Source organism: Ralstonia sp. RL (assembly GCF_001683835.1).
GTDB classification, from domain to species: domain Bacteria; phylum Pseudomonadota; class Gammaproteobacteria; order Burkholderiales; family Burkholderiaceae; genus Ralstonia; species Ralstonia mannitolilytica.
In genome coordinates this window covers 45,195-64,712 of the sequence record NZ_LWRX01000041.1, presented here as the reverse complement: position 1 = coordinate 64,712, position 19,518 = coordinate 45,195, and the positions used below count along the sequence as shown (strand labels likewise).

18 protein-coding genes and 1 tRNA gene are annotated in these 19,518 nt (G+C 66.0%); 14 read left to right on the top strand and 5 right to left on the bottom strand.

Features of this window, described 5'->3' with window-relative positions:
* Positions 1 to 2 precede the first annotated feature (2 nt).
* The 4 genes from A6M56_RS04450 to A6M56_RS04435 form a co-directional block, all read right to left on the bottom strand.
* Positions 3 to 78 (bottom strand) — tRNA-Asn (locus tag A6M56_RS04450).
* Positions 79 to 165: 87 nt separating this feature from the next.
* Positions 166 to 492 (bottom strand): ferredoxin FdxA, encoded by a 327-nt coding sequence (fdxA, locus tag A6M56_RS04445; RefSeq protein ID WP_045786489.1) that lies wholly within the window; start codon positions 490 to 492, stop codon positions 166 to 168.
* Positions 493 to 662: 170 nt separating this feature from the next.
* Positions 663 to 2,357 carry a single-stranded-DNA-specific exonuclease RecJ gene (gene recJ, locus A6M56_RS04440; RefSeq protein WP_045786490.1) on the bottom strand — a complete coding sequence of 565 codons (1,695 nt, stop codon included), beginning with the start codon at positions 2,355 to 2,357 and terminating at the stop codon, positions 663 to 665.
* 12 nt (positions 2,358 to 2,369) lie between these two features.
* Positions 2,370 to 3,437, bottom strand: a complete 1,068-nt coding sequence (locus tag A6M56_RS04435; protein WP_102079619.1) for a hypothetical protein — start codon at positions 3,435 to 3,437, stop codon at positions 2,370 to 2,372.
* A gap of 83 nt (positions 3,438 to 3,520) precedes the next feature.
* Here A6M56_RS04435 and A6M56_RS04430 point away from each other — a divergent pair, with 83 nt between their 5' ends.
* The 14 genes from A6M56_RS04430 to ftsB all read left to right on the top strand — a co-directional run bounded on the left by A6M56_RS04430 (position 3,521) and on the right by ftsB (position 18,991).
* The gene (locus A6M56_RS04430; protein WP_062739268.1) at positions 3,521 to 4,771 is read left to right on the top strand and encodes a lipoprotein-releasing ABC transporter permease subunit; all 1,251 of its coding nucleotides are present in this window, start codon (positions 3,521 to 3,523) and stop codon (positions 4,769 to 4,771) included.
* Positions 4,764 to 5,492, top strand: coding sequence for a lipoprotein-releasing ABC transporter ATP-binding protein LolD (gene lolD, locus A6M56_RS04425; RefSeq protein ID WP_045786493.1), 729 nt, complete (start codon positions 4,764 to 4,766; stop codon positions 5,490 to 5,492). The genes A6M56_RS04430 and lolD overlap by 8 nt, the downstream gene beginning before the upstream one ends.
* An 84-nt stretch (positions 5,493 to 5,576) precedes the next feature.
* Entirely contained in the window at positions 5,577 to 6,389 is an 813-nt protein-coding gene (locus A6M56_RS04420) for a TatD family hydrolase (RefSeq protein ID WP_062739429.1), read from the top strand.
* A gap of 8 nt (positions 6,390 to 6,397) precedes the next feature.
* A complete protein-coding gene (locus tag A6M56_RS04415) occupies positions 6,398 to 8,920 on the top strand; it encodes a DNA internalization-related competence protein ComEC/Rec2 (RefSeq protein WP_102079620.1) in 2,523 nt (840 codons plus the stop codon).
* Positions 8,921 to 9,024: 104 nt separating this feature from the next.
* Positions 9,025 to 10,509, top strand: coding sequence for a circularly permuted type 2 ATP-grasp protein (locus A6M56_RS04410; RefSeq protein WP_045786495.1), 1,485 nt, complete (start codon positions 9,025 to 9,027; stop codon positions 10,507 to 10,509).
* 46 nt (positions 10,510 to 10,555) lie between these two features.
* The gene (locus tag A6M56_RS04405; protein ID WP_062739266.1) at positions 10,556 to 11,506 is read left to right on the top strand and encodes an alpha-E domain-containing protein; all 951 of its coding nucleotides are present in this window, start codon (positions 10,556 to 10,558) and stop codon (positions 11,504 to 11,506) included.
* A gap of 57 nt (positions 11,507 to 11,563) precedes the next feature.
* Complete coding sequence (locus A6M56_RS04400; RefSeq protein WP_045787834.1) at positions 11,564 to 12,400, top strand: transglutaminase family protein; 837 nt, start codon at positions 11,564 to 11,566, stop codon at positions 12,398 to 12,400.
* A gap of 97 nt (positions 12,401 to 12,497) precedes the next feature.
* On the top strand, positions 12,498 to 13,400 hold the full coding sequence (locus tag A6M56_RS04395; RefSeq protein WP_045786497.1) for a proteasome-type protease: 903 nt from the start codon (positions 12,498 to 12,500) through the stop codon (positions 13,398 to 13,400).
* Positions 13,401 to 13,417: 17 nt separating this feature from the next.
* Positions 13,418 to 14,239, top strand: coding sequence for an alpha/beta fold hydrolase (locus tag A6M56_RS04390; RefSeq protein ID WP_102079621.1), 822 nt, complete (start codon positions 13,418 to 13,420; stop codon positions 14,237 to 14,239).
* Positions 14,240 to 14,318: 79 nt separating this feature from the next.
* Positions 14,319 to 15,983, top strand: coding sequence for a CTP synthase (pyrG, locus tag A6M56_RS04385; RefSeq protein WP_045786499.1), 1,665 nt, complete (start codon positions 14,319 to 14,321; stop codon positions 15,981 to 15,983).
* A 22-nt stretch (positions 15,984 to 16,005) separates the two neighbouring features.
* The gene (gene kdsA / locus A6M56_RS04380) at positions 16,006 to 16,860 is read left to right on the top strand and encodes a 3-deoxy-8-phosphooctulonate synthase (RefSeq protein ID WP_045786500.1); all 855 of its coding nucleotides are present in this window, start codon (positions 16,006 to 16,008) and stop codon (positions 16,858 to 16,860) included.
* Between the two features lie 73 nt (positions 16,861 to 16,933).
* The gene (locus A6M56_RS04375) at positions 16,934 to 17,224 is read left to right on the top strand and encodes a DUF1330 domain-containing protein (RefSeq protein ID WP_062739265.1); all 291 of its coding nucleotides are present in this window, start codon (positions 16,934 to 16,936) and stop codon (positions 17,222 to 17,224) included.
* Between the two features lie 56 nt (positions 17,225 to 17,280).
* Positions 17,281 to 18,564, top strand: coding sequence for a phosphopyruvate hydratase (gene eno / locus A6M56_RS04370; RefSeq protein WP_045786502.1), 1,284 nt, complete (start codon positions 17,281 to 17,283; stop codon positions 18,562 to 18,564).
* A gap of 91 nt (positions 18,565 to 18,655) precedes the next feature.
* Entirely contained in the window at positions 18,656 to 18,991 is a 336-nt protein-coding gene (gene ftsB / locus A6M56_RS04365; protein ID WP_045786503.1) for a cell division protein FtsB, read from the top strand.
* A 36-nt stretch (positions 18,992 to 19,027) separates the two neighbouring features.
* On the opposite strand, the gene A6M56_RS04360 is transcribed toward ftsB, so the two are convergent.
* Positions 19,028 to 19,432, bottom strand: a complete 405-nt coding sequence (locus A6M56_RS04360; RefSeq protein ID WP_102079622.1) for a hypothetical protein — start codon at positions 19,430 to 19,432, stop codon at positions 19,028 to 19,030.
* Positions 19,433 to 19,518: the final 86 nt, after the last annotated feature.

Genomic DNA, 19,518 nt, shown 5'->3' with positions numbered 1-19,518 from the left:
TTTGGCTCCCCGACCTGGGCTCGAACCAGGGACCTACGGATTAACAGTCCGGCGCTCTACCGACTGAGCTATCGGGGAATCGCTGCATCAGCGAAGAAATGAATTCTAACTAGTTTCTGTTCTCGCCGTCAACACCTTTTTTGCGGTGACGATGAAGGCGAGCGATCAGCGTTCGAGGTACTGCTCCTTGTCCTTCACGTCCTTCCATTCGTCGGCGTCGGGCAGCGGGGCCTTGGTCTTGGTGATGGACGGCCAGCCGGCCTGCGCGAGCTCGGCATTGATGGCGATCCACTTCTGCTGATCGGCGGGCACATCTTCTTCGGCGTAGATGGCGTTGACCGGGCACTCGGCCACGCAGACGGCGCAGTCGATGCACTCGTCCGGATCGATGGTCAGGAAGTTCGGGCCTTCGCGGAAGCAGTCGACGGGGCAGACGTCCACGCAGTCGGTGTACTTGCAGCGGACACAGCTTTCGGTAACGACGTGAGTCATTTCGCTTGGAAGAAGAGGCTAGGAATTCGTGGGGTGCGCGGGCGTGGCTGCTGCCCAGCCGGCAAACACGCATTGTAACGCAGCCGCCGTGGCCGACGGCTGCGTCGTTGGCGCGCCGTCAGACAGTTTTGGCATGTGTTTATGCGCTGGCGCAAGGTTCGGCGCGGAGCCTATTGCGCGTGCTCGATCACCATCTGCACGCGGGTGATGCCGTTGAAGGTGTTGTTGTCGAGGCGGTAGGCCACATAGGCGGACGCGCCCAGCGGCTCGGCGTGGTTGAACCAGATGGCGTCGAATTGCTGTTTGCCGCGGCCGAGCTTGAGCTTGAGGTGCTTGTCTTTCAGCACGGCCTGCGACAGCACGTCGAACTCGCCGCAGAAGCTCGGCGCTGGAAAGCCCTGGCCCCAGACGTGGGTTTCGAGCAACTCAACGAATTGCGGCGTGAAGCAATCCGGGTCGGCCTCCCCATCGGTTTCCAGCACGCGCGAGAGCAGCGCCTCGGTCAGCCACTCCCGGCCGACGGCCTCGAAGGCGGCGACGAATGCATCGAAGCCGTCTTCGCGCAGCGTCAGCCCCGCCGCCATCGCGTGGCCGCCAAACTTCACGATCAGCCCAGGGCAGCGCTTGTGGACGGCGTCCAGCGCGTCGCGCAGGTGAAAGCCGGGAATCGAACGGCCGGAGCCCTTGATGACGCCGTCGTCGCCGGGCGCGAAGGTGAAGACGGGGCGGTGAAACTTGTCCTTGATGCGCGAGGCGACGATGCCGATCACGCCCTGGTGCCACGTCTCGTTGTAGACCGCGATGGTGTGGCGGCCGCCGCCGTCGATGGCGTGCATGGTGTCGAGGATGGCCAGCGCCTCCTGCTGCATGCCGGCTTCGATCTCGCGGCGCTCGCGGTTCATGCCGTCGAGTTCCGCGGCGATGGCCAGGGCGCGGTCGTAGTCGTCGGTGAGCAGGCATTCGATGCCGAGCGTCATGTCGGCCAGGCGCCCGGCGGCGTTCAGGCGCGGGCCGAGGCCGAAGCCCAGATCGAACGTGGACGCACGGCGGGCCTCGCGGCCGGCCACGCGGAAGAGCGCGGCGATGCCGGGACACATCCGCCCCGCGCGCATGCGCTTGAGCCCTTGCGCCACGAGCCGGCGGTTGTTGGCGTCGAGCTTGACCACGTCGGCCACGGTGCCGAGCGCCACCAGGTCGAGCAGCGCATCGAGGCGAGGCTGGTCCTGCAGCGTGAAGACGCCCCGGTTGCGCAGCTCCGCCCGCAATGCCAGCAGCACGTAGAACATCACGCCGACGCCCGCCAGATTCTTGCTGGGAAAGCCGCAGCCCGGCTGGTTCGGATTGACGATCACGCGCGCGTCGGGCAACTGTGCGCCCGGCATGTGGTGATCGGTGATGACGACGTCGATCCCGAGCGCATTGGCCGCAGCCACGCCGGCCACGTCGGCGATGCCGTTGTCGACGGTAACGAGTACGTCGGGCTTTTCGCGCGCCGCCAGCGCCACGATCTCCGGCGACAAGCCGTAGCCGTATTCGAAGCGGTTCGGCACGATGTAGCTCACCTGCGCGCCGAGCATGCGCAAGCCGCGCACGCCGACGGCGCAGGCTGTGGCGCCGTCGCAGTCGTAGTCGGCAATGATGAGCAGGCGCTTGCTGGCGGCGATGGCGTCGGCCAGATAGCGGGCCGCGTCGTCGATCCCCTTGAGTTGCGACGGCGGCAGCAGGTCGGACAGCTCGGTCGACAGTTCATCGGGCCGGGCGACGCCACGGGCGGCCAGGATGCGCGCGAGAACGGGGTGGATGCCGTGGCCGGCCAGCGTGGTGGCGGCTTCGGCGGAGTGCGAACGGACAGCGATGCGGGTCATGCGGGATCAGGCTCAGGCAGCCATCGAGAGAAGGGACAGCGCATCGCGCAGCGTGCGGGCGCGGCTGAAACGGCGCAGCCAGCCGGTCAGGTCCTTGCGGGTGGCGCGGTAGCGGGCATAGTGCGAATCGCCGGTCAGCACGAGCGAAACCGCATCGATGCGGCCATCGGCCAACGCATCGGCGGCGGGGGTGAACCAGTCGCGGTCGAACGCGCGCAGGGTCTCGATCCAGTCGTACCAGTCCGCTGACAGGTAGGGGCGCGTGGCTGCATCGAGTAAGGCGGCGGCGCTGGTGTCGTCGAAGGGCACGGCGGCGAGCGTCCCGGCGCACAGTTCCGTGGCGTTTGCGGCGTGGCACAGGCCGGCGAAGAAGGCGTCGTTGCCGATCATGCGTTCGGCAATCGGGCGCGTATCGACCAGCGCGCCCTGGCCGAACAGCCACACCGAGTTCACGGGCAGCAGTCCCCGGGCCTCGCGCGCCTGATTGACGGGATGGTCATGCCAGGTCATCTGGATTTCGTTCTGGAACTTGCGCCAGGCGCGTTCCTGCTCGCCCTTGTGCATCCAGATGTCGATGTTGTGGCCGGTGGCGCGCTGCGGGGCGGCGGCGACCAGGTCGCCGAACGGCGCGTCGGCGACGTACCAGCGGGCCGCGTGCGTCGCGTCGAGCGTGACGCCCATTTCGGCGACGAGGGGCGCGATGGCCGCGCGCAGGGCGTCGGCGTCGGCGGCTTCGAGCTGGAGCTGGGCGGGGTCGAGCATCACCAGGTGGTCCCGCGCGGCATGGATGTGCACCGGCTGCAGGCAGGCCCAGGTGCGGGTGTCGGCGGTGCCGCCGTCGGCCAGCCGCATGTACGGCGCCGAGGGAAGCGGCGCAACGGGCAGCCCCGCATGTGCGGCCAACCAGCGCTCGTGCGGCAGCGTGGGCAGGTAGGCGTCGTCGTGGCGCTCGCGTTCGGCCTCGCGCGCACGCGCGAGCAACCTTTCCAGGCCCGGCAAGGTCAATTGACGGTACGCGTCGTCTGCCACCTCGGCGGCCGGAGCGCAAAACGGGACAATCAGGGTGAGTTCAGGAATCATGGCTCCGAGATTGTAAACTTCCGGCTCGTTGGCCAGCGAGCCGGCAGGATCACATCGAATCGCACACCCACGGGGAACCCCCTTTGAAATTTCCATATGAATGGCAGATCGGCTGGCGCTACACGCGTGCAAGCAAGCGCGCCAGCCGCAACAGCTTCATTTCCTTCATCTCGCTCATCTCGATGCTGGGCATTGCCTTGGGCGTGGCGGCGCTGATCATCGTGCTGTCGGTCATGAACGGCTTCCAGAAGGAAGTGCGCGACCGCATGCTCTCGGTGCTGTCGCACATCGAGGTGATGGCGCCCGGCAGCCTGCCTGACTGGCAGCGCACCGCCAATGAGGCCATGCAGAACAAGGAAGTCACCGGCGCGGCGCCGTATGTGGGCGCGCAGGCCATGATCACGCGCGACGAAGCCGTGCGCGGCGTGCTGCTGCGCGGCGTGTCGCCGGCCGACGAACCGAAGGTGTCCGACATCGCCAAGGATTTCAAATCGGGCAGCATCGACGATCTGAAACCCGGCGAATTCGGTATCGCCCTGGGCAGCCAGCTGGCGCGCGGCCTGGGCGTCCAGCAGGGCGACAAGGTGACGCTGGTGGCGCCGCAGGGCACGATCACGCCGGCTGGCGTGCTGCCGCGCCTGAAGCAGTTCACCGTGGTGGGCGTCTTTGAATCGGGCCACTATGAATTCGACAGCTCGCTGGCGCTGGTCAATATGGAAGACGCCGAGCGCCTGTTCCGTCTCGACGGCCCGACCGGCGTGCGCCTGAAGCTGGTCGACATGGACCGGGCGCCGCAGGTGGCCGAGGCGCTGTCGCGCACACTGTCGGGCGAGCTCTACATCCGCGACTGGTCGCGCCAGAACAAGAACTGGTTTGCCGCCGTGAAGACCGAGAAGAAGATGATGTTCATCATCCTGACGCTCATCATTGCCGTGGCGGCGTTCAACCTGGTTTCCACGCTCGTGATGACGGTGACGGACAAGCAGGCCGACATCGCCATCCTGCGTACCATGGGCGCGCAGCCGGGCTCGATCATGAAGATCTTCATCGTGCAGGGCGTGGCGATCGGGTTCATCGGCACGCTGCTGGGCGTGGGCTTCGGCACGCTCATCGCCTACAACATCGACGTGATCGTGCCGTTCATCGAGCGGCTGTTCCAGGTGCAATTCCTTCCGCGCGACATCTACTTCATCAGTGAACTGCCTTCAGACCCGCGCGTGAACGACATTGCGACCATCGGCATCATTTCCTTCATCCTGGCGTCGGTGGCGACGCTGTATCCGAGCTGGCATGCCTCGCGCGTGAATCCGGCGGAGGCGCTGCGTTATGAGTGAGGCCGTCATGACTTCCATGGAAGCGCCGGCCGCCGCGCCGCAGGGCGTGGTGCTGCAGGCCGAGGGGCTGGCCAAATCGTTCCGCCAGGGCGGGTTGAACGTCGACGTCCTCAAGGGCGTGGACCTGCGCATCGGGGTTGGCGAGAAGGTCGCCATCGTGGGCGCGTCGGGCTCCGGCAAGAGCACGCTGCTGCATGTGCTCGGCGGGCTCGACGAGCCGACGTCCGGCCGCGTGTCGCTGCTCGGCAAGCCGTTTACCGCCATGAAGGAGCGCGAGCGCAACACGCTGCGCAACCAGGCGCTCGGTTTCGTCTACCAGTTTCACCACCTGCTGCCCGAATTCACCGCGCTGGACAACGTGGCGATGCCGCTGCGCATTCGCGGCGTGGAAGAGGCGCAGGCGCGCCATACCGCACAGGCGATGCTCGAGCGCGTAGGCCTGGGGCCCCGCACCGCGCATCGCCCGGGCGAGCTGTCCGGCGGTGAGCGGCAGCGTGTGGCGATCGCCCGCGCGCTGGTGGGCTCGCCGGCCTGCGTGCTCGCCGACGAGCCCACCGGCAACCTCGACGACCACACCGCCGGAGAAGTCTTCGAGCTGATGCTGGAACTCACGCGCACGCTCGGCACCAGCTTTGTCATCGTCACGCACGATATCGAGCTGGCGGGCCGCTGCAACCGCATCTTCCGGCTGCGCGAGGGCCATCTGCACCAGGAGCGCTGAGCGCGCGGCATTATCGGAAACGGCGGATTCCAGCGCACCGCCGTTTCGGGTACGTTGCGTGCTTTTGCCAACGCAGAACCGACCATGTGGATCGACACCCATTGCCATCTGGATGCCCGAGACTTCGACGCCGATCGTGACGGCGTCGTTGCGCAGGCACGTGCGGCGGGGGTTGGCCACATCGTCGTGCCGGCCGTGGCGCGCTGGAATTTCGACACCGTGCGCGCACTGGCACACCGTCACGGCGGCTGCAGCTATGCGCTCGGCATCCATCCCATCCACGCCGCGCAGGCCAGCGATGACGACCTCGTCGAACTGCGCCGTCAGGTGGCGGCGTCCATGGGCGACCCACGCTTTGTCGCCATTGGCGAGATCGGGCTCGATTTCTTCATTCCGGACCCCGATGTCGAACGGCAGAACGCCGTCTTCCGCGCACAACTGCGCATCGCGCGCGAGTTCGATCTGCCGGTGCTGATGCACGTGCGCAAATCGCAGGATCAGGTCGGCAGCGCGGCAATCAAGGCCGGCGTGCGCGGCATTGCGCATGCCTTCAACGGGAGCCCCGAGCAAGCGCGGCGTTTCGTCGATGCGGGCTTCAAACTCGGCTTTGGCGGCGTTTTCACCTTCTCGCGTGCGAACCGTGTACGCCGGCTGGCGGACGAAATGCCGATCGAATCGATCGTGCTCGAAACCGATGCGCCGGACCTGGCCCCGTCCTGGCTGTCTGACGACCAGTTCGGCGAGCAGGGCGGCGTGCGTAACGTGCCCGCGCAAGTCGCGCGCATTGCCGAGGCGATGGCGCAGCTGCGCGGCATCGCCATCGACGTGCTCGCCGAGCAGGCGCGGCGCAACAGCATCGAGGCCATTCCCCGCCTGGCGACACTGCTGCAAGCCTGACGCGCGCGATGCGCTTCGTGTTGATCGGGTTCGTGGCCGGCTGCATGGCATTGCAGATGCAGCCGGCGCTCGCGCCGTTGTGGCAACCGCTCGCGGTGCTGATGCTGTGCTTGCTGCTCTGTGCGCGCGTGCAGCGGCGGCCGGTGTGGGCGTGCGTGTTCTTGACGGCCAGCGCCGTCGCGGCCGGTTTCGGCTGGAGCGACTGGCGGGCACAGCAGCGACTCTCAGTGGTGTTGAGCCCCGCGTGGGAAGGCAAGGACATCATCGCCACGGGGATCGTGGCCGAGTTGCCGCAGATCGGCGAGGACGCCACGCGGTTCCTGTTCCAGATCGAATCCAGTAATGCAGCGGACGCCGTGCCGCCGCGCGTGCGCCTGTCGTGGTACGGCATGCGCAGCTGGCCTGCCGCCGGCGAGGACACCGCCGAGGTCGACCGGCGCGCCGGTATTCCAGACCTGCAACCCGGCCAGCGCTGGAAGTTGACCCTGCGTCTCAAGCGCCCGCACACGCTGATGAACCCGGGAGGCTTCGACGGTGAATACGCAATGCTGGCCGACAACGTGCGCGCCACCGGCTACGTGCGCACCGGCAAGCGCACGCAGAACGTTGCGCTGGGCGAGGCGGATGGCGGCTTCGGAATGCGCGTCGAGCGCTGGCGGGCCGCAGTGCGGCGCCACATCCTCGACGCGTTGCCGGAGGCGCGCTACGCACCGGTGATCGTCGCGCTGGTGGTGGGCGATCAGAGCGGCATCGCCCGCGAAGACTGGGAGCTGTTCCGCCGCACCGGCATCAGTCATCTGGTCAGTATTTCGGGCCTGCACATCACCATGATTGCCGGGCTCTTTGCTGCGCTCTGGATGGCGCTGTGGCGCCGCTCGTTCGGGCTCGCACGCTGGCTGCGCACGCCGCTGCCGTTGCGCATGCCGACCCCGCGTGCGGGCGCCATCGCCGCCATGCTCGCGGCCCTCGGTTACTGCCTGCTTGCCGGCATGGGCGTGCCGGCACAGCGCACGCTGCTGATGCTGTCCACCGTCGCCGTCGCCCGGCTGACCGATCGCAGCGTGCCGGCGAGCCTGTCGCTATGCTGGGCAGCCGCCGTGGTGGCGGTGGTGGATCCGTGGGCGGTGATGTCAGCGGGGTTCTGGCTGTCATTCGGCGCGGTGGCGGTCATCTTCATCGCGGCGCAGATCGCACTGCGCCACCCGCGCCATGCCGAGCCGGAAGGGTGGGGCGCGCGCATGCTGCGCAGCGTTGCCGGTGCCACGCGTGTCCAGCTTGCCGTCACGTTCGGGCTGTTGCCGGCGACCTTGCTGCTGTTTCAGCAGACATCGGTGGTCTCTGCCGCGGCCAACGGCCTCGCGATACCATTGGTGAGCTTCGTGACCACGCCGCTGGCGCTGATCGGCACCGCGCTGCCCGATCCGCTTGCCCAGCCCGTGCTGGCCTCGTCTGAAGCGACCTTCCGGTGGCTGGCGGCGTGGCTCGATTGGGTGGCGCAACCGCGCTGGGCCGTCTGGGTGGCACCGGTGGCGCCTGCCTGGGCGCTGTCGCTGGCGGCAGGTGGCGTGGCGCTGATGCTCGTGCCAGGCGCGCACCGCGCGTGGGCATGGCGGGCACAGGGCACGATGCTGCTCCTGCCGATGGTGCTGGCGCGCAATCCCGTGCCGGCGGTGGGCGAGTTCCGCCTGGTGGCTTTCGATATCGGCCAGGGTGCCGCCGTGCTGGTTGAGACGGCCCGGCACCAAGTGTTGTTCGACACCGGCCCCCGGTATGGGGACAACGCCGATGCCGCCGCCCGGGTCATCACGCCGTACCTGCGCGCGCACGGGGTGGAGGCGCTCGACACGCTCGTCGTCAGCCATGCAGACAGCGACCACGCCGGGGGCACCGAAACGGTGATCAACGCGGTGCCTGTGCGCACCATGTTGGCGTCTTTGCCGCAAACGCACCGGCTGCGTGACGTGGCGCGGGCCCACGGTGCTGCGTTTGCTGATTGCGTGGCGGGGCAGGCCTGGGCCTGGGACGGCGTGGACTTCGAAATCCTGCATCCCCTGCGCGTGCCGGCCGACGATGCGCGCGTGTCCAGCAACGGCCGCAGCTGTGTTCTGCGCATCGGCAACGGCCGCCACGCAGCGCTGCTGGCGGGCGACATCGAAGCCGAGCAGGAAGCGGCCCTGGTGGAAGCCGAGGCGCCCGAGCGTCTGATGGCAGACATCTTGCTTGTACCGCATCACGGCAGCAAGACAAGCTCCAGCGGCGCGTTCTTGGACGCGGTGTCCGCGCAAGTGGCGATTTTCCAGGTCGGCTACCGTAACCGGTATGGGCACCCGCACCCCCGGGTGTGGCAGCGCTACGAGACGCGCGGCATCGAAGGCTTGCGCACCGACCGGACCGGCGCCGTGGTCATCCAGACCGACGGTGATGGGCTCGATATCCGGACCGCGCGCTCGATGCGGCCGCGGTACTGGTCTTCCGCACACGAGGTGCAGGCCCTGGCGACGGCCACGGACGCAAATGATGCGCTGCCGTAAAACTCGGTTGCACGGCGGGTTCGCCCCATTGTGGCGCGCAAAACCGCCGTGCTATAAAAACCACGTGCCGCGTACATCGCGCGGCGCCGTCAGGGGAGAAAAGCATGGCAGTCCGGTTCTACGATGAAATGCTCAACTGGCATGATGGCGACCGCAGCCCCCATGCCGCCGAACCGGCCCCGGCAGCGCTCGTCCAGCAGGGCGAGGTCCGCAGCCACTACGGACGTTTCGCCGAATGGCTGGGCGCGCAATCCGCCACCACGCTGCAGAACAAGCGTGCCGAAGCCGACCTCATCTTCCGCCGCGTCGGGATCACCTTTGCCGTGTACGGCGACAAGGATGAAACCAACAGCGGCACCGAGCGCACGATCCCGTTCGACATCATCCCGCGCATCTTTCCGGCAAGCGAGTGGGCCACGCTGGAGCGCGGCCTGCGCCAGCGCGTGGATGCACTGAACCGCTTCCTGCACGACATCTATCACGAGCAGAACATCCTGCGCGCCGGCGTCATTCCGCCGGACCAGATCTACAACAACGCCCAGTACCGCCCCGACATGCTCGGTGTGAACGTGCCGCGCGACATCTATGCGCACGTGGCCGGCATCGACATCGTCCGTGCCGGCGAGGGCGAGTTCTACGTGCTCGAAGACAACCTGCGCGTGCCCTCGGGTGTGTCGTACATGCTGGAAAACCGCAAGATGATGATGCGGCTGTTTCCTGAGCTCTTTGCGCGCAATCGGGTCGCGCCGGTGGCGCATTACCCCGACCTGCTGCTCGACACGCTGCGCAGTGTGTCGCCGCAGAACATTGCCGAGCCGACGGTGGTCGTGCTCACGCCCGGCATGTACAACTCGGCGTACTTCGAGCACGCCTTCCTCGCGCAACAGATGGGCGTGGAACTCGTAGAAGGCAAAGACCTGTTCGTGCAGGACGACCACCTGTACATGCGCACGACGCAAGGGCCGCAGCGTATCGACGTGATCTACCGCCGGGTCGACGACGACTTCCTCGACCCGCTGGTGTTCCGGCCGGACTCCACGCTGGGCGCGGCCGGCTTGCTGTCGGTCTACCGCGCGGGCAACGTCACCATCTGCAATGCCATCGGCACGGGGGTTGCGGACGACAAGTCGATCTATCCGTACGTGCCCGACATGATCCGCTTCTACCTGGGCGCGGAGCCGATCCTCAACAACGTTCCCACCTACATGTGCCGCCGGCCGGACGATCTGCAATACGTGCTCGATCACATGGGCGAGCTGGTCGTGAAGGAAACGCACGGCGCCGGCGGCTACGGCATGCTCGTGGGCCCCGCTGCCACGCAGGAAGAGATCGCCGCATTCCGCGAGGTGGTGAAGGCGCGCCCCGACCAGTACATCGCCCAGCCGACGCTGGCGCTGTCTACGTGTCCGACCTATGTGGAGGCCGGCATCGCGCCGCGCCACATCGATCTGCGGCCGTTCGTGCTGTCGGGCCAGGATGTGCGCATGGTGCCTGGCGGCCTGACGCGCGTGGCGCTGCGGGCGGGCTCGCTGGTGGTCAACTCGTCGCAGGGCGGCGGCACGAAAGATACGTGGGTGCTGGAGCGCTGAAGCACCGCCGCGACCATCGACATAACCGGACACGACAGGGAACGCCATGCTCAGCCGCACCGCAGACCACCTTTTCTGGATGGCGCGCTACACCGAACGCGCCGAAAACACCGCCCGCATGCTCGACGTGAACTACCAGACCTCGCTGTTGCCGCAGTCGGCGGAAGTGGCCGAGCAGGGCTGGTGGGCGATGCTCGACATCTCGGAACTCACACAGGTGTTTGACGAGCGCTACGGGCTGCTCTCGCGCGATGACGTGATCGACTTCATGGTGCGCGACATGACCAATCCGTCGTCGATCATGAGCTGCCTGCGCGGGGCCCGCGAGAACGCCCGGGCCGTGCGCGGCTCCATCACGACCGAGGTGTGGGAAACCATCAACACGACGTGGCTCGATGTGCAGCGCCTCATTGCCGAAGGCATGCTGCGCGATGATCCGTCGCAGTTTTTCGAGTGGGTCAAGTTCCGCTCGCACCTCTCGCGCGGCGTGCAGGTTGGCACCATGCTCACCGACGACGCATTCCACTTCATGCGTCTCGGCACGTTCCTCGAGCGCGCCGACAACACCGCGCGGCTGCTCGACGTGAAATTCCAGTCCACGCCCACGCGCGACGAAGCTGCGGCCGAGCAGGGTGACTTCTATCACTGGGCGGCCACGCTGCGCTCGGTTTCCGGCTTCGAGGTCTACCGCAAGATCTACCGCAACGTCATCACGCCGACGCGCGTGGCCGAGCTGCTGATCCTGCGCAGCGATATGCCGCGCTCGCTGCTCGCCAGCATGGACGAGGTCGTGGCGATTCTTTCGGTCGTGCGCAACAGCCAGTCGGCGGAAACCGAACGACGCGCTGGTAAACTGCACGCCGACCTGCGGTACGCGCGCATCGAAGACATTTTTGCCGTGGGCTTGCACGCATGGCTGACCAACTTCCTGGAGCGCATCAACGATCTGGGCAACGGGATCAGCCAAGACTTCCTGGTGCCGCTCGATGTGGCGTAACGCGCGGGGCCTTCCGTACCTATCGGGCCGTCGCTCATGTGCGGCGCCCGCGTTATCGTGAAATACCAAATTCGACATACGACGGTCTACCGTTATGCCGAGCCGCTGCGCCACAGCGTGCATGAGCTGCGGCTCACGCCTCGCAGCGGCACGCTCCAGCAGGTGGACAGCTGGCAGATTCATGCGCCCGGCAACCTCACGCGCGCCACGGACGGTTTCGGCAACGTCGTGCACCACTTCACGCTCGGGGCGCGCACGGACGACGTCACCATCGACGCGCGCGGCATCGTCGAGGCCTTTCCTGCCGCCGCGCCGGGCAGCCGGCACTTTACCGATGCGCCGGGGGAAGGGCGCTATCGCGTGTCGCCACTGTACTTTCTCAGCACCACGCCGCTGACTTCAGCGCCGGCCGACATGACCGCCTTCGCGCGGCAGCACGGGCTCGTGCCAGGCAATGCCGAATCCGCATTGCGTCTTGCGCAGGCCATTGCCCAGCGTGTGCGCTACAAGTCGAACACGACGCATGTCGGCACCACCGCCGCCGAAGCGTTCGGCCTCGGCACCGGCGTGTGCCAGGACCAGGCGCAGGTGATGGTGGCGTGCTGCCGCGCGCTCGGCGTGCCGGCGCGGTATGTCAGCGGCTATTTCCACGCGATTGGCGAAGAGGAACTCGCCAGCCATGCCTGGGCAGACGTGTGCCTCGATGCCGAATCGCATACGTGGTGCAGCATCGACGTGACGCACCAGTGCTTTACCGACGAGCGCCATGTCCGGCTGGCCGTCGGGCGCGACTACCAGTCAGCCGCGCCTATCCGCGGCGTACGTCAGGGCGGTGGCGCCGAGACCATGGACGTCAGCATTTCCATCGAACCGCTGCCGGCCGATCCTTCCTGAGCCCGGGTGAATCGAGCATCCCTTCCAAGCGTGCCGGCACGTTGCCGCTGGCGCGCTAGAATGCGTTCGATCGACTGTTTCCGTACGTGCTTCGCCGATGACTTATTGCGTTGCCATGCGCCTGGACGCTGGCCTTGTCTTCCTGTCTGATTCCCGCACGAACGCTGGGGTGGACGCCATTTCCACCTTCCGCAAGATGACCGTCTTCGAGCGGGAAGGCGATCGCGTCATGGTGCTGCTCACTGCCGGCAACCTCGCCATCAGCCAGGCCGTGCGCCAGGTGCTGACCGAGGCGCGCGACAACCCACGTTCGCTGTGGACGGCGCGCGACATGTTCGAAGCGGCCACCATCGTCGGCGAAGCCGTGCGCGAGGTCTATGACCGTGACGCCGCCGCGCTGGCCAAGGCCCACATCGATTTCAATGTGAGCATCATCTTTGGCGGGCAGATCGGTGCCGAACGCCCGCGCCTGTTCAACGTCTACGCGGCCGGCAACTTCATCGAGGCCACGCCCGAGAACTGCTATTTCCAGATCGGCGAGGCCAAGTACGGCAAGCCGATCATCGATCGCGTGGTGACCCCGAGCCTGCCGCTCGACGAGGCCGCCAAATGCGCGCTGATCTCGATGGACTCCACCCTGAAGTCGAATATCTCCGTGGGCTTGCCGCTGGATCTGCTGGTTTACGAGGCGGACTCGCTGCGGGTGACGCGGTTTGTCGCCATCGATGAGGAGAACCCGTATTTCGCGATGATCCGCAGCACATGGGGCAAGCGGCTGCGTCAGGTCTTTGCCGAAATCGACGATCCGGACTGGGAGGCCCATCCCGAGGCGGCGCATCCGCTGCGCCGCGAAGGGCACCCGTCCATCGCCGTGGAGCCGGTGCGCATTGCGCCCCCGGCCGCCGATGCGCCGCCCGCGCCGAAACGCGCGCCGGAGCCGACGCTGGAGCAGGTGTCCACGATCCAGCGCGTGGCCGGCGGATCGCAGAAACCTCACTGAGGCGCCGGGAGCGGCATATGCGCGACGTGATGCTCTTTTCGCATGCCAACGGATTTCCGGTGGGCACCTACCGGAAGATGTTGGGCGTGCTGGCTGATGAATTCGACATCCGGGCAGTCGAGCGTTTCGGGCATGACCCGCGCTTTCCCGTCACGCGGTCGTGGCCGGGGCTCGTGAAAGAGCTGCTGGCCGAGATCGATGCGCAGCCCGAGCCCGTGTGGCTCGTGGGCCATTCGCTGGGCGGCTTCCTCAGTCTGATGGCGGCTCTGCGCCGGCCGGAGCGGGTGCGCGGTATCGTGATGCTGGATTCCCCGATCATTGCCGGGTGGCGCGCCAAGCTGTTGCGCGTGGCGCAGTGGCTGGACATCGACGAGCGCCAGTCGCCGGCCGCTGCCACCAAGAACCGGCGCAATGTGTGGCCCGACCTCGATTCGGTCTGGAGCCACTTCAAGGCCAAGAAGAAATTCGACCGCTGGGACGAAGACGTGCTGCGCGACTACGTCGAACATGGCACCGAACCCACTGGGCGTGACACGGAGCGCACACTGCGCTTTTCGCGCGAGGTTGAATACCAGATCTACCGGACACTGCCGACCAACATGGGCCGCAAGGTGGCTGGCGGTACGCCGTTCCCGGTCAGCTTCGTGGCGGGCACGCGTTCGCGCGAAATCCGGCAGGTCGGCCTCGGGGCCACGCGGCGCATCGTGGGCAGCCGCCTGCGGTGGATCGAAGGCAGCCACCTGTATCCGATGGAAAAACCGCTGGAAACGGCCGCGCTGGTGCGCCAGCTGATCAACGACATGCGTGCTGAAGCAGGCGCCATGCGGCACGCCGCCTGAGCCGACGAAATCCTCCGTTCTGTCACGGATCGTGGAGGGCACCTTTGGTATAATCCGGCTTTCCCCGGCAAGCTAGGTCATGACCAAGTTCGTATTCGTTACCGGTGGCGTAGTGTCCTCACTCGGCAAGGGCATCGCCGCCGCCTCGCTCGCGGCCATTCTTGAGTCGCGCGGCCTCAAAGTCACCCTCCTCAAACTCGATCCCTACATCAACGTCGACCCGGGCACGATGAGCCCGTTCCAGCACGGCGAGGTGTTCGTGACGGAGGACGGCGCAGAAACCGACCTCGATCTTGGTCACTACGAGCGCTTCGTCTCGGCCAAGATGCGCAAGGCCAACAACTTCACCACCGGCCAGATTTACGAATCCGTGATCCGCAAGGAGCGTCGCGGCGAGTATCTCGGCAAGACGGTGCAGGTCATTCCGCACATCACCAACGAAATCCAGGCTTTCATCGAACGCGGCGCCAAGGCGTCGCACGACGGCAAGGCGGATGTGGCGATCGTCGAAATCGGCGGTACGGTGGGTGACATTGAATCGTTGCCGTTCCTGGAAGCGGCGCGTCAGATGAGCCTGCGCCTGGGCCGCAACCAGGCGGCGTTCGTGCACCTGACGCTGGTGCCGTTCATTGCCAGCGCCGGCGAACTCAAAACGAAGCCGACCCAGCACTCGGTGCAGAAGTTGCGCGAGATCGGCGTGCAGCCCACCGCGCTGCTGTGCCGTGCCGACCGCCCCATTCCCGATGACGAGCGCGCGAAGATTTCGCTCTTCGCCAACATGCCGCAGGACGCCGTCATCTCGGTGTGGGATGTCGACACCATCTACAAGATCCCGCAGATGCTCAACGAGCAGGGGCTGGATCGCATCATTTGCGAAGAGCTGCGCATCGAGGCGCCGCCCGCGGACCTGTCCGTGTGGGCGCGCATGGTGCACACGCTGGAAAACCCGCAGCACGAGATCACCATCGGCATGGTCGGCAAGTATGTCGACCTGACGGAATCGTACAAATCGCTGATCGAAGCGCTGCGCCACGCCGGCCTGCATACCTCGACGCGCGTCAACATCGAGTACATCGACTCCGAAGAACTGGAGTCGGGCCACATGGATGTGCTCAAGTCGCTGGACGCCATCCTGGTGCCGGGCGGCTTCGGCAAGCGCGGTACGGAAGGCAAGATCCGTGCGATCCAGTACGCCCGCGAGAACGGCGTGCCGTACCTCGGCATCTGCCTGGGGATGCAGCTGGCCGTGATCGAGTTCGCGCGCCATCTGGCCGGCATGACCGACGCCAACAGCACGGAATTCAATGACGAGACCGAGCATCCGGTGGTCGCCCTCATCACCGAGTGGCTGGACCGCGATGGCCGTGTGGAGAAGCGCTCCGCCGATTCCGACATGGGCGGTACGATGCGCCTCGGTTCGCAACGCGTGCCGGTGCAGCCGGGCACCAAGGCCGCGCAGATCTATGGCACGGAAGTCAATGAGCGCCATCGTCACCGCTATGAGGTGAACAACCACTACGTGCCCCAGCTCGAGAAGGCCGGGATGATCATCTCGGCGCGCACGCCGTCGGAGAACCTGCCGGAAATGATGGAGCTGCCGAGCTCGATGCACCCCTGGTTCGTCGGCGTGCAGTTCCACCCGGAATTCACCTCGACGCCGCGTGACGGCCATCCGCTGTTCAAGGCTTACGTGGAAGCTGCGCTTGCGCACCACCAGCAGAACGCGCAACGCGCTGTCGCCTAGGGCGTCGGCGCACAGGAACATCATGAAACTCTGCGATTTCGAAGTCGGCCTCGACAAACCGTTCTTCCTGATTGCCGGCACCTGCGTGATCGAATCGGAGCAGATGGCGATCGACACCGCCGGTACGCTCAAGGAGATCACGGGCGCGCTTGGCATTCCGTTCATCTACAAGTCGTCGTTCGACAAGGCGAATCGTTCCTCGGATGCCTCGTTCCGCGGGCTCGGTATGGAAGAGGGGCTGCGCATCCTGGCGGAAGTCCGTCGCCAGGTGGGCGTGCCCGTGCTGACCGACGTGCACGAGATCGACGAGATCAAGCCTGTGGCCGAAGTCGTGGACGTCCTGCAGACCCCGGCCTTCCTGTGCCGCCAGACGGATTTCATCCGCGCCTGTGCGCAGAGCGGCAAGCCCGTCAACATCAAGAAGGGTCAGTTCCTCGCGCCGCACGACATGAAGAACGTCATCGACAAGGCGCGGCATGCGGCTCGCGATGCCGGCCTGCCGGAAGACAACTTCATGGCCTGCGAGCGTGGCGCTTCGTTTGGCTACAACAATCTCGTGTCGGACATGCGCTCGCTCGCGATCATGCGCGAGACGGGCGCACCGGTCGTGTTCGACGCGACGCATTCGGTGCAATTGCCGGGCGGCCAGGGCACCAGCTCGGGCGGCCAGCGCGAATTCGTGCCGGTGCTGGCCCGCGCAGCCATTGCGACGGGTGTGGCGGGCGTGTTCATGGAAACGCATCCGGACCCCGCATGCGCCAAGTCCGACGGCCCGAATGCCGTGCCGCTGCGCCGCATGAAAGACTTGCTGTCAGTACTGAAAGAACTGGATGCGCTCACGAAGCGCAGCGGTTTCCTGGAAAATCAGTTCGATTGAACGCTTGACCCCACCCGACCGGCGGCGCTGTTAGCCGCCGTCGTCGTTTGTTGCTGCTTCCGGAGAGAGACACATGGCCGCTGGCTACATCCTCGCGTACGTGGACGTGACCGACACGGTGCAATACGAGCAATACAAGGTGCTGTCGACCAAGGCCATGCAGGCCCACGGCGCCGAAGTCCTGGTGCGCGGTGGCAAGACCGAGCAATTGGAAGGGGAGTGGGCTCCCACGCGCGTCGTCGTGCTCAAGTTCCCGAGCTATGACGCAGCCAAGGTCTTCTATGACAGCGAGGAATATCGCGCCGCCCGCGACGCGCGCGCCAAGGCTGCCAAGATGAACATGATCGTGGTCGAAGGCGTTTAACCGGCGCCGGTCGACTTCGTAGCGTTACCTGCTTTAAGACACCAAGAGGGATTTTCATGAGTGCCATCGTAGATATCATCGGTCGCGAAGTGCTGGACTCGCGCGGCAACCCCACCGTCGAATGCGACGTGCTGCTGGAATCGGGCGTGATGGGTCGCGCCGCGGTGCCGTCGGGCGCCTCGACGGGCTCGCGCGAAGCCATCGAACTGCGCGACGGTGACAAGTCGCGCTACCTGGGCAAGGGCGTGCTGAAGGCCGTCGAGCACATCAACACCGAAATCTCCGAGGCCATCATGGGCCTGGACGCGTCGGAACAGGCGTTCCTGGACCGCACCCTGATCGACCTGGACGGCACCGAGAACAAGAGCCGCCTGGGTGCCAATGCCATGCTGGCCGTGTCGATGGCCGTGGCGAAGGCTGCCGCCGAAGAGGCCGGCCTGCCGCTGTATCGCTATTTCGGCGGTTCGGGCGCGATGCAGATGCCGGTGCCGATGATGAACATCGTCAACGGCGGCGCGCACGCCAACAACAGCCTCGACATCCAGGAATTCATGGTGATGCCGGTCGGCCAGTCGAGCTTCCGTGAAGCCCTGCGCTGCGGCGCCGAGATCTTCCACGCGCTGAAGAAGATCCTGGCCGACAAGGGCATGAGCACCGCCGTGGGCGACGAAGGCGGTTTCGCACCGAACTTCGCCAGCAACGAAGAGTGCCTGAACACCATCCTGTCGGCCATCGACCAGGCTGGCTACAAGGCCGGTGAAGACGTGCTGCTGGCACTCGACTGCGCCGCTTCGGAGTTCTACAAGGACGGCAAGTACCACCTGGAAGGCGAAGGCCTGCAACTGTCCTCGGAAGAGTTCGCCAACTACCTGGCCAACCTCGCCGACAAGTTCCCGATCGTGTCGATCGAAGACGGCATGCACGAGAGCGACTGGGCCGGCTGGAAGATTCTGACCGAGAAGCTCGGCAAGAAGGTGCAGCTTGTGGGCGACGACCTGTTCGTCACCAACACGCGCATCCTGAAGGAAGGCATCGAGAAGGGCATCGCCAACTCGATCCTCATCAAGATCAACCAGATCGGTACGCTGACCGAGACGTTCGCGGCCATCGAGATGGCCAAGCGCGCCGGGTACACCGCCGTGATCTCGCACCGCTCGGGCGAAACCGAGGACAGCACGATCGCCGACATCGCTGTCGGGACGAACGCTGGCCAGATCAAGACGGGCTCGCTGTCGCGCTCGGACCGCATGGCCAAGTACAACCAGCTGCTGCGCATCGAAGAAGACCTCGGTGATATCGCCAGCTACCCCGGCAAGTCGGCGTTCTATAACCTGCGATAATCCTTCGCAGTTTCGCCCCGCATGACCGTGCGACCGCCGATGTGGCGGTCGCGTGGTATCTGGGGCTGCACCTTCCACGCCCGACGTTCGCATGCGCCTGATCACGCTGTTCCTGCTGCTGTTGTTGCTTGCCATCCAGTACCCGCTCTGGCTCGGCAAGGGCGGCTGGCTGCGTGTGTGGGACATGCAGAAGCAGGTGAGCGCGCAGAATCAGCGCAATGGCGAACTGAAGCAGCGCAACACCAAGCTCGAGGGCGAAGTGAAAGACCTGAAGGACGGCACGGGCGCCATTGAAGAGCGCGCGCGCTACGAGCTTGGCATGGTCAAGGACGACGAGGGTTTCGTCCAATTCGTGGCGCCGGCGCCCAAGTCCAGCCAGACTCCCCCGCCGCCTCCGCCCCCGGCGGGCCAGCAGAGTCGGCACTGACAACGCCGGGTGGATGCCCCCCGGCATCGTCCCGCTTTACCAGTAGTACGGATAGCCCCAGACGGGCGCGCCATAGCGGAAACCCCAGCCACCCCGGTGGCGCCATCCACTGCCGTAGTAGACCGAGTAGCTGCCATAGTACGGATACGGCGCATAGTAAGGCGTGGCTGCATAGGCCCGCGCCTGGGCTTCGCGCTGAACGGCCTGGTCGGATTCGCGCAGCGCCTTGGCGTTCAGTTCATCAAGCTTCTGGCGATCTTCCGGCGACAGCGGTGCGGGTTCGGCAGGCTGTGTATCGGCCGGCAAACGTGCCGTATAAGGCGTGCCGCCGGGCCCGCGCGGCACGGCGACGCAGGCGGACGCCAGCAAGGCCACCGCCATCGGCAGCGCGAGCCTCGCGGTACGACGAACGTTGGATGACCGGTTGATGAGCTCTGGCATGGTGGACCCCGCAACGGGCGGATGACGGAACTGGCGGCTTGGAGTGTGGGCGGCGTGCGGAAGTGCCGCTATTCACGCATCTTCAT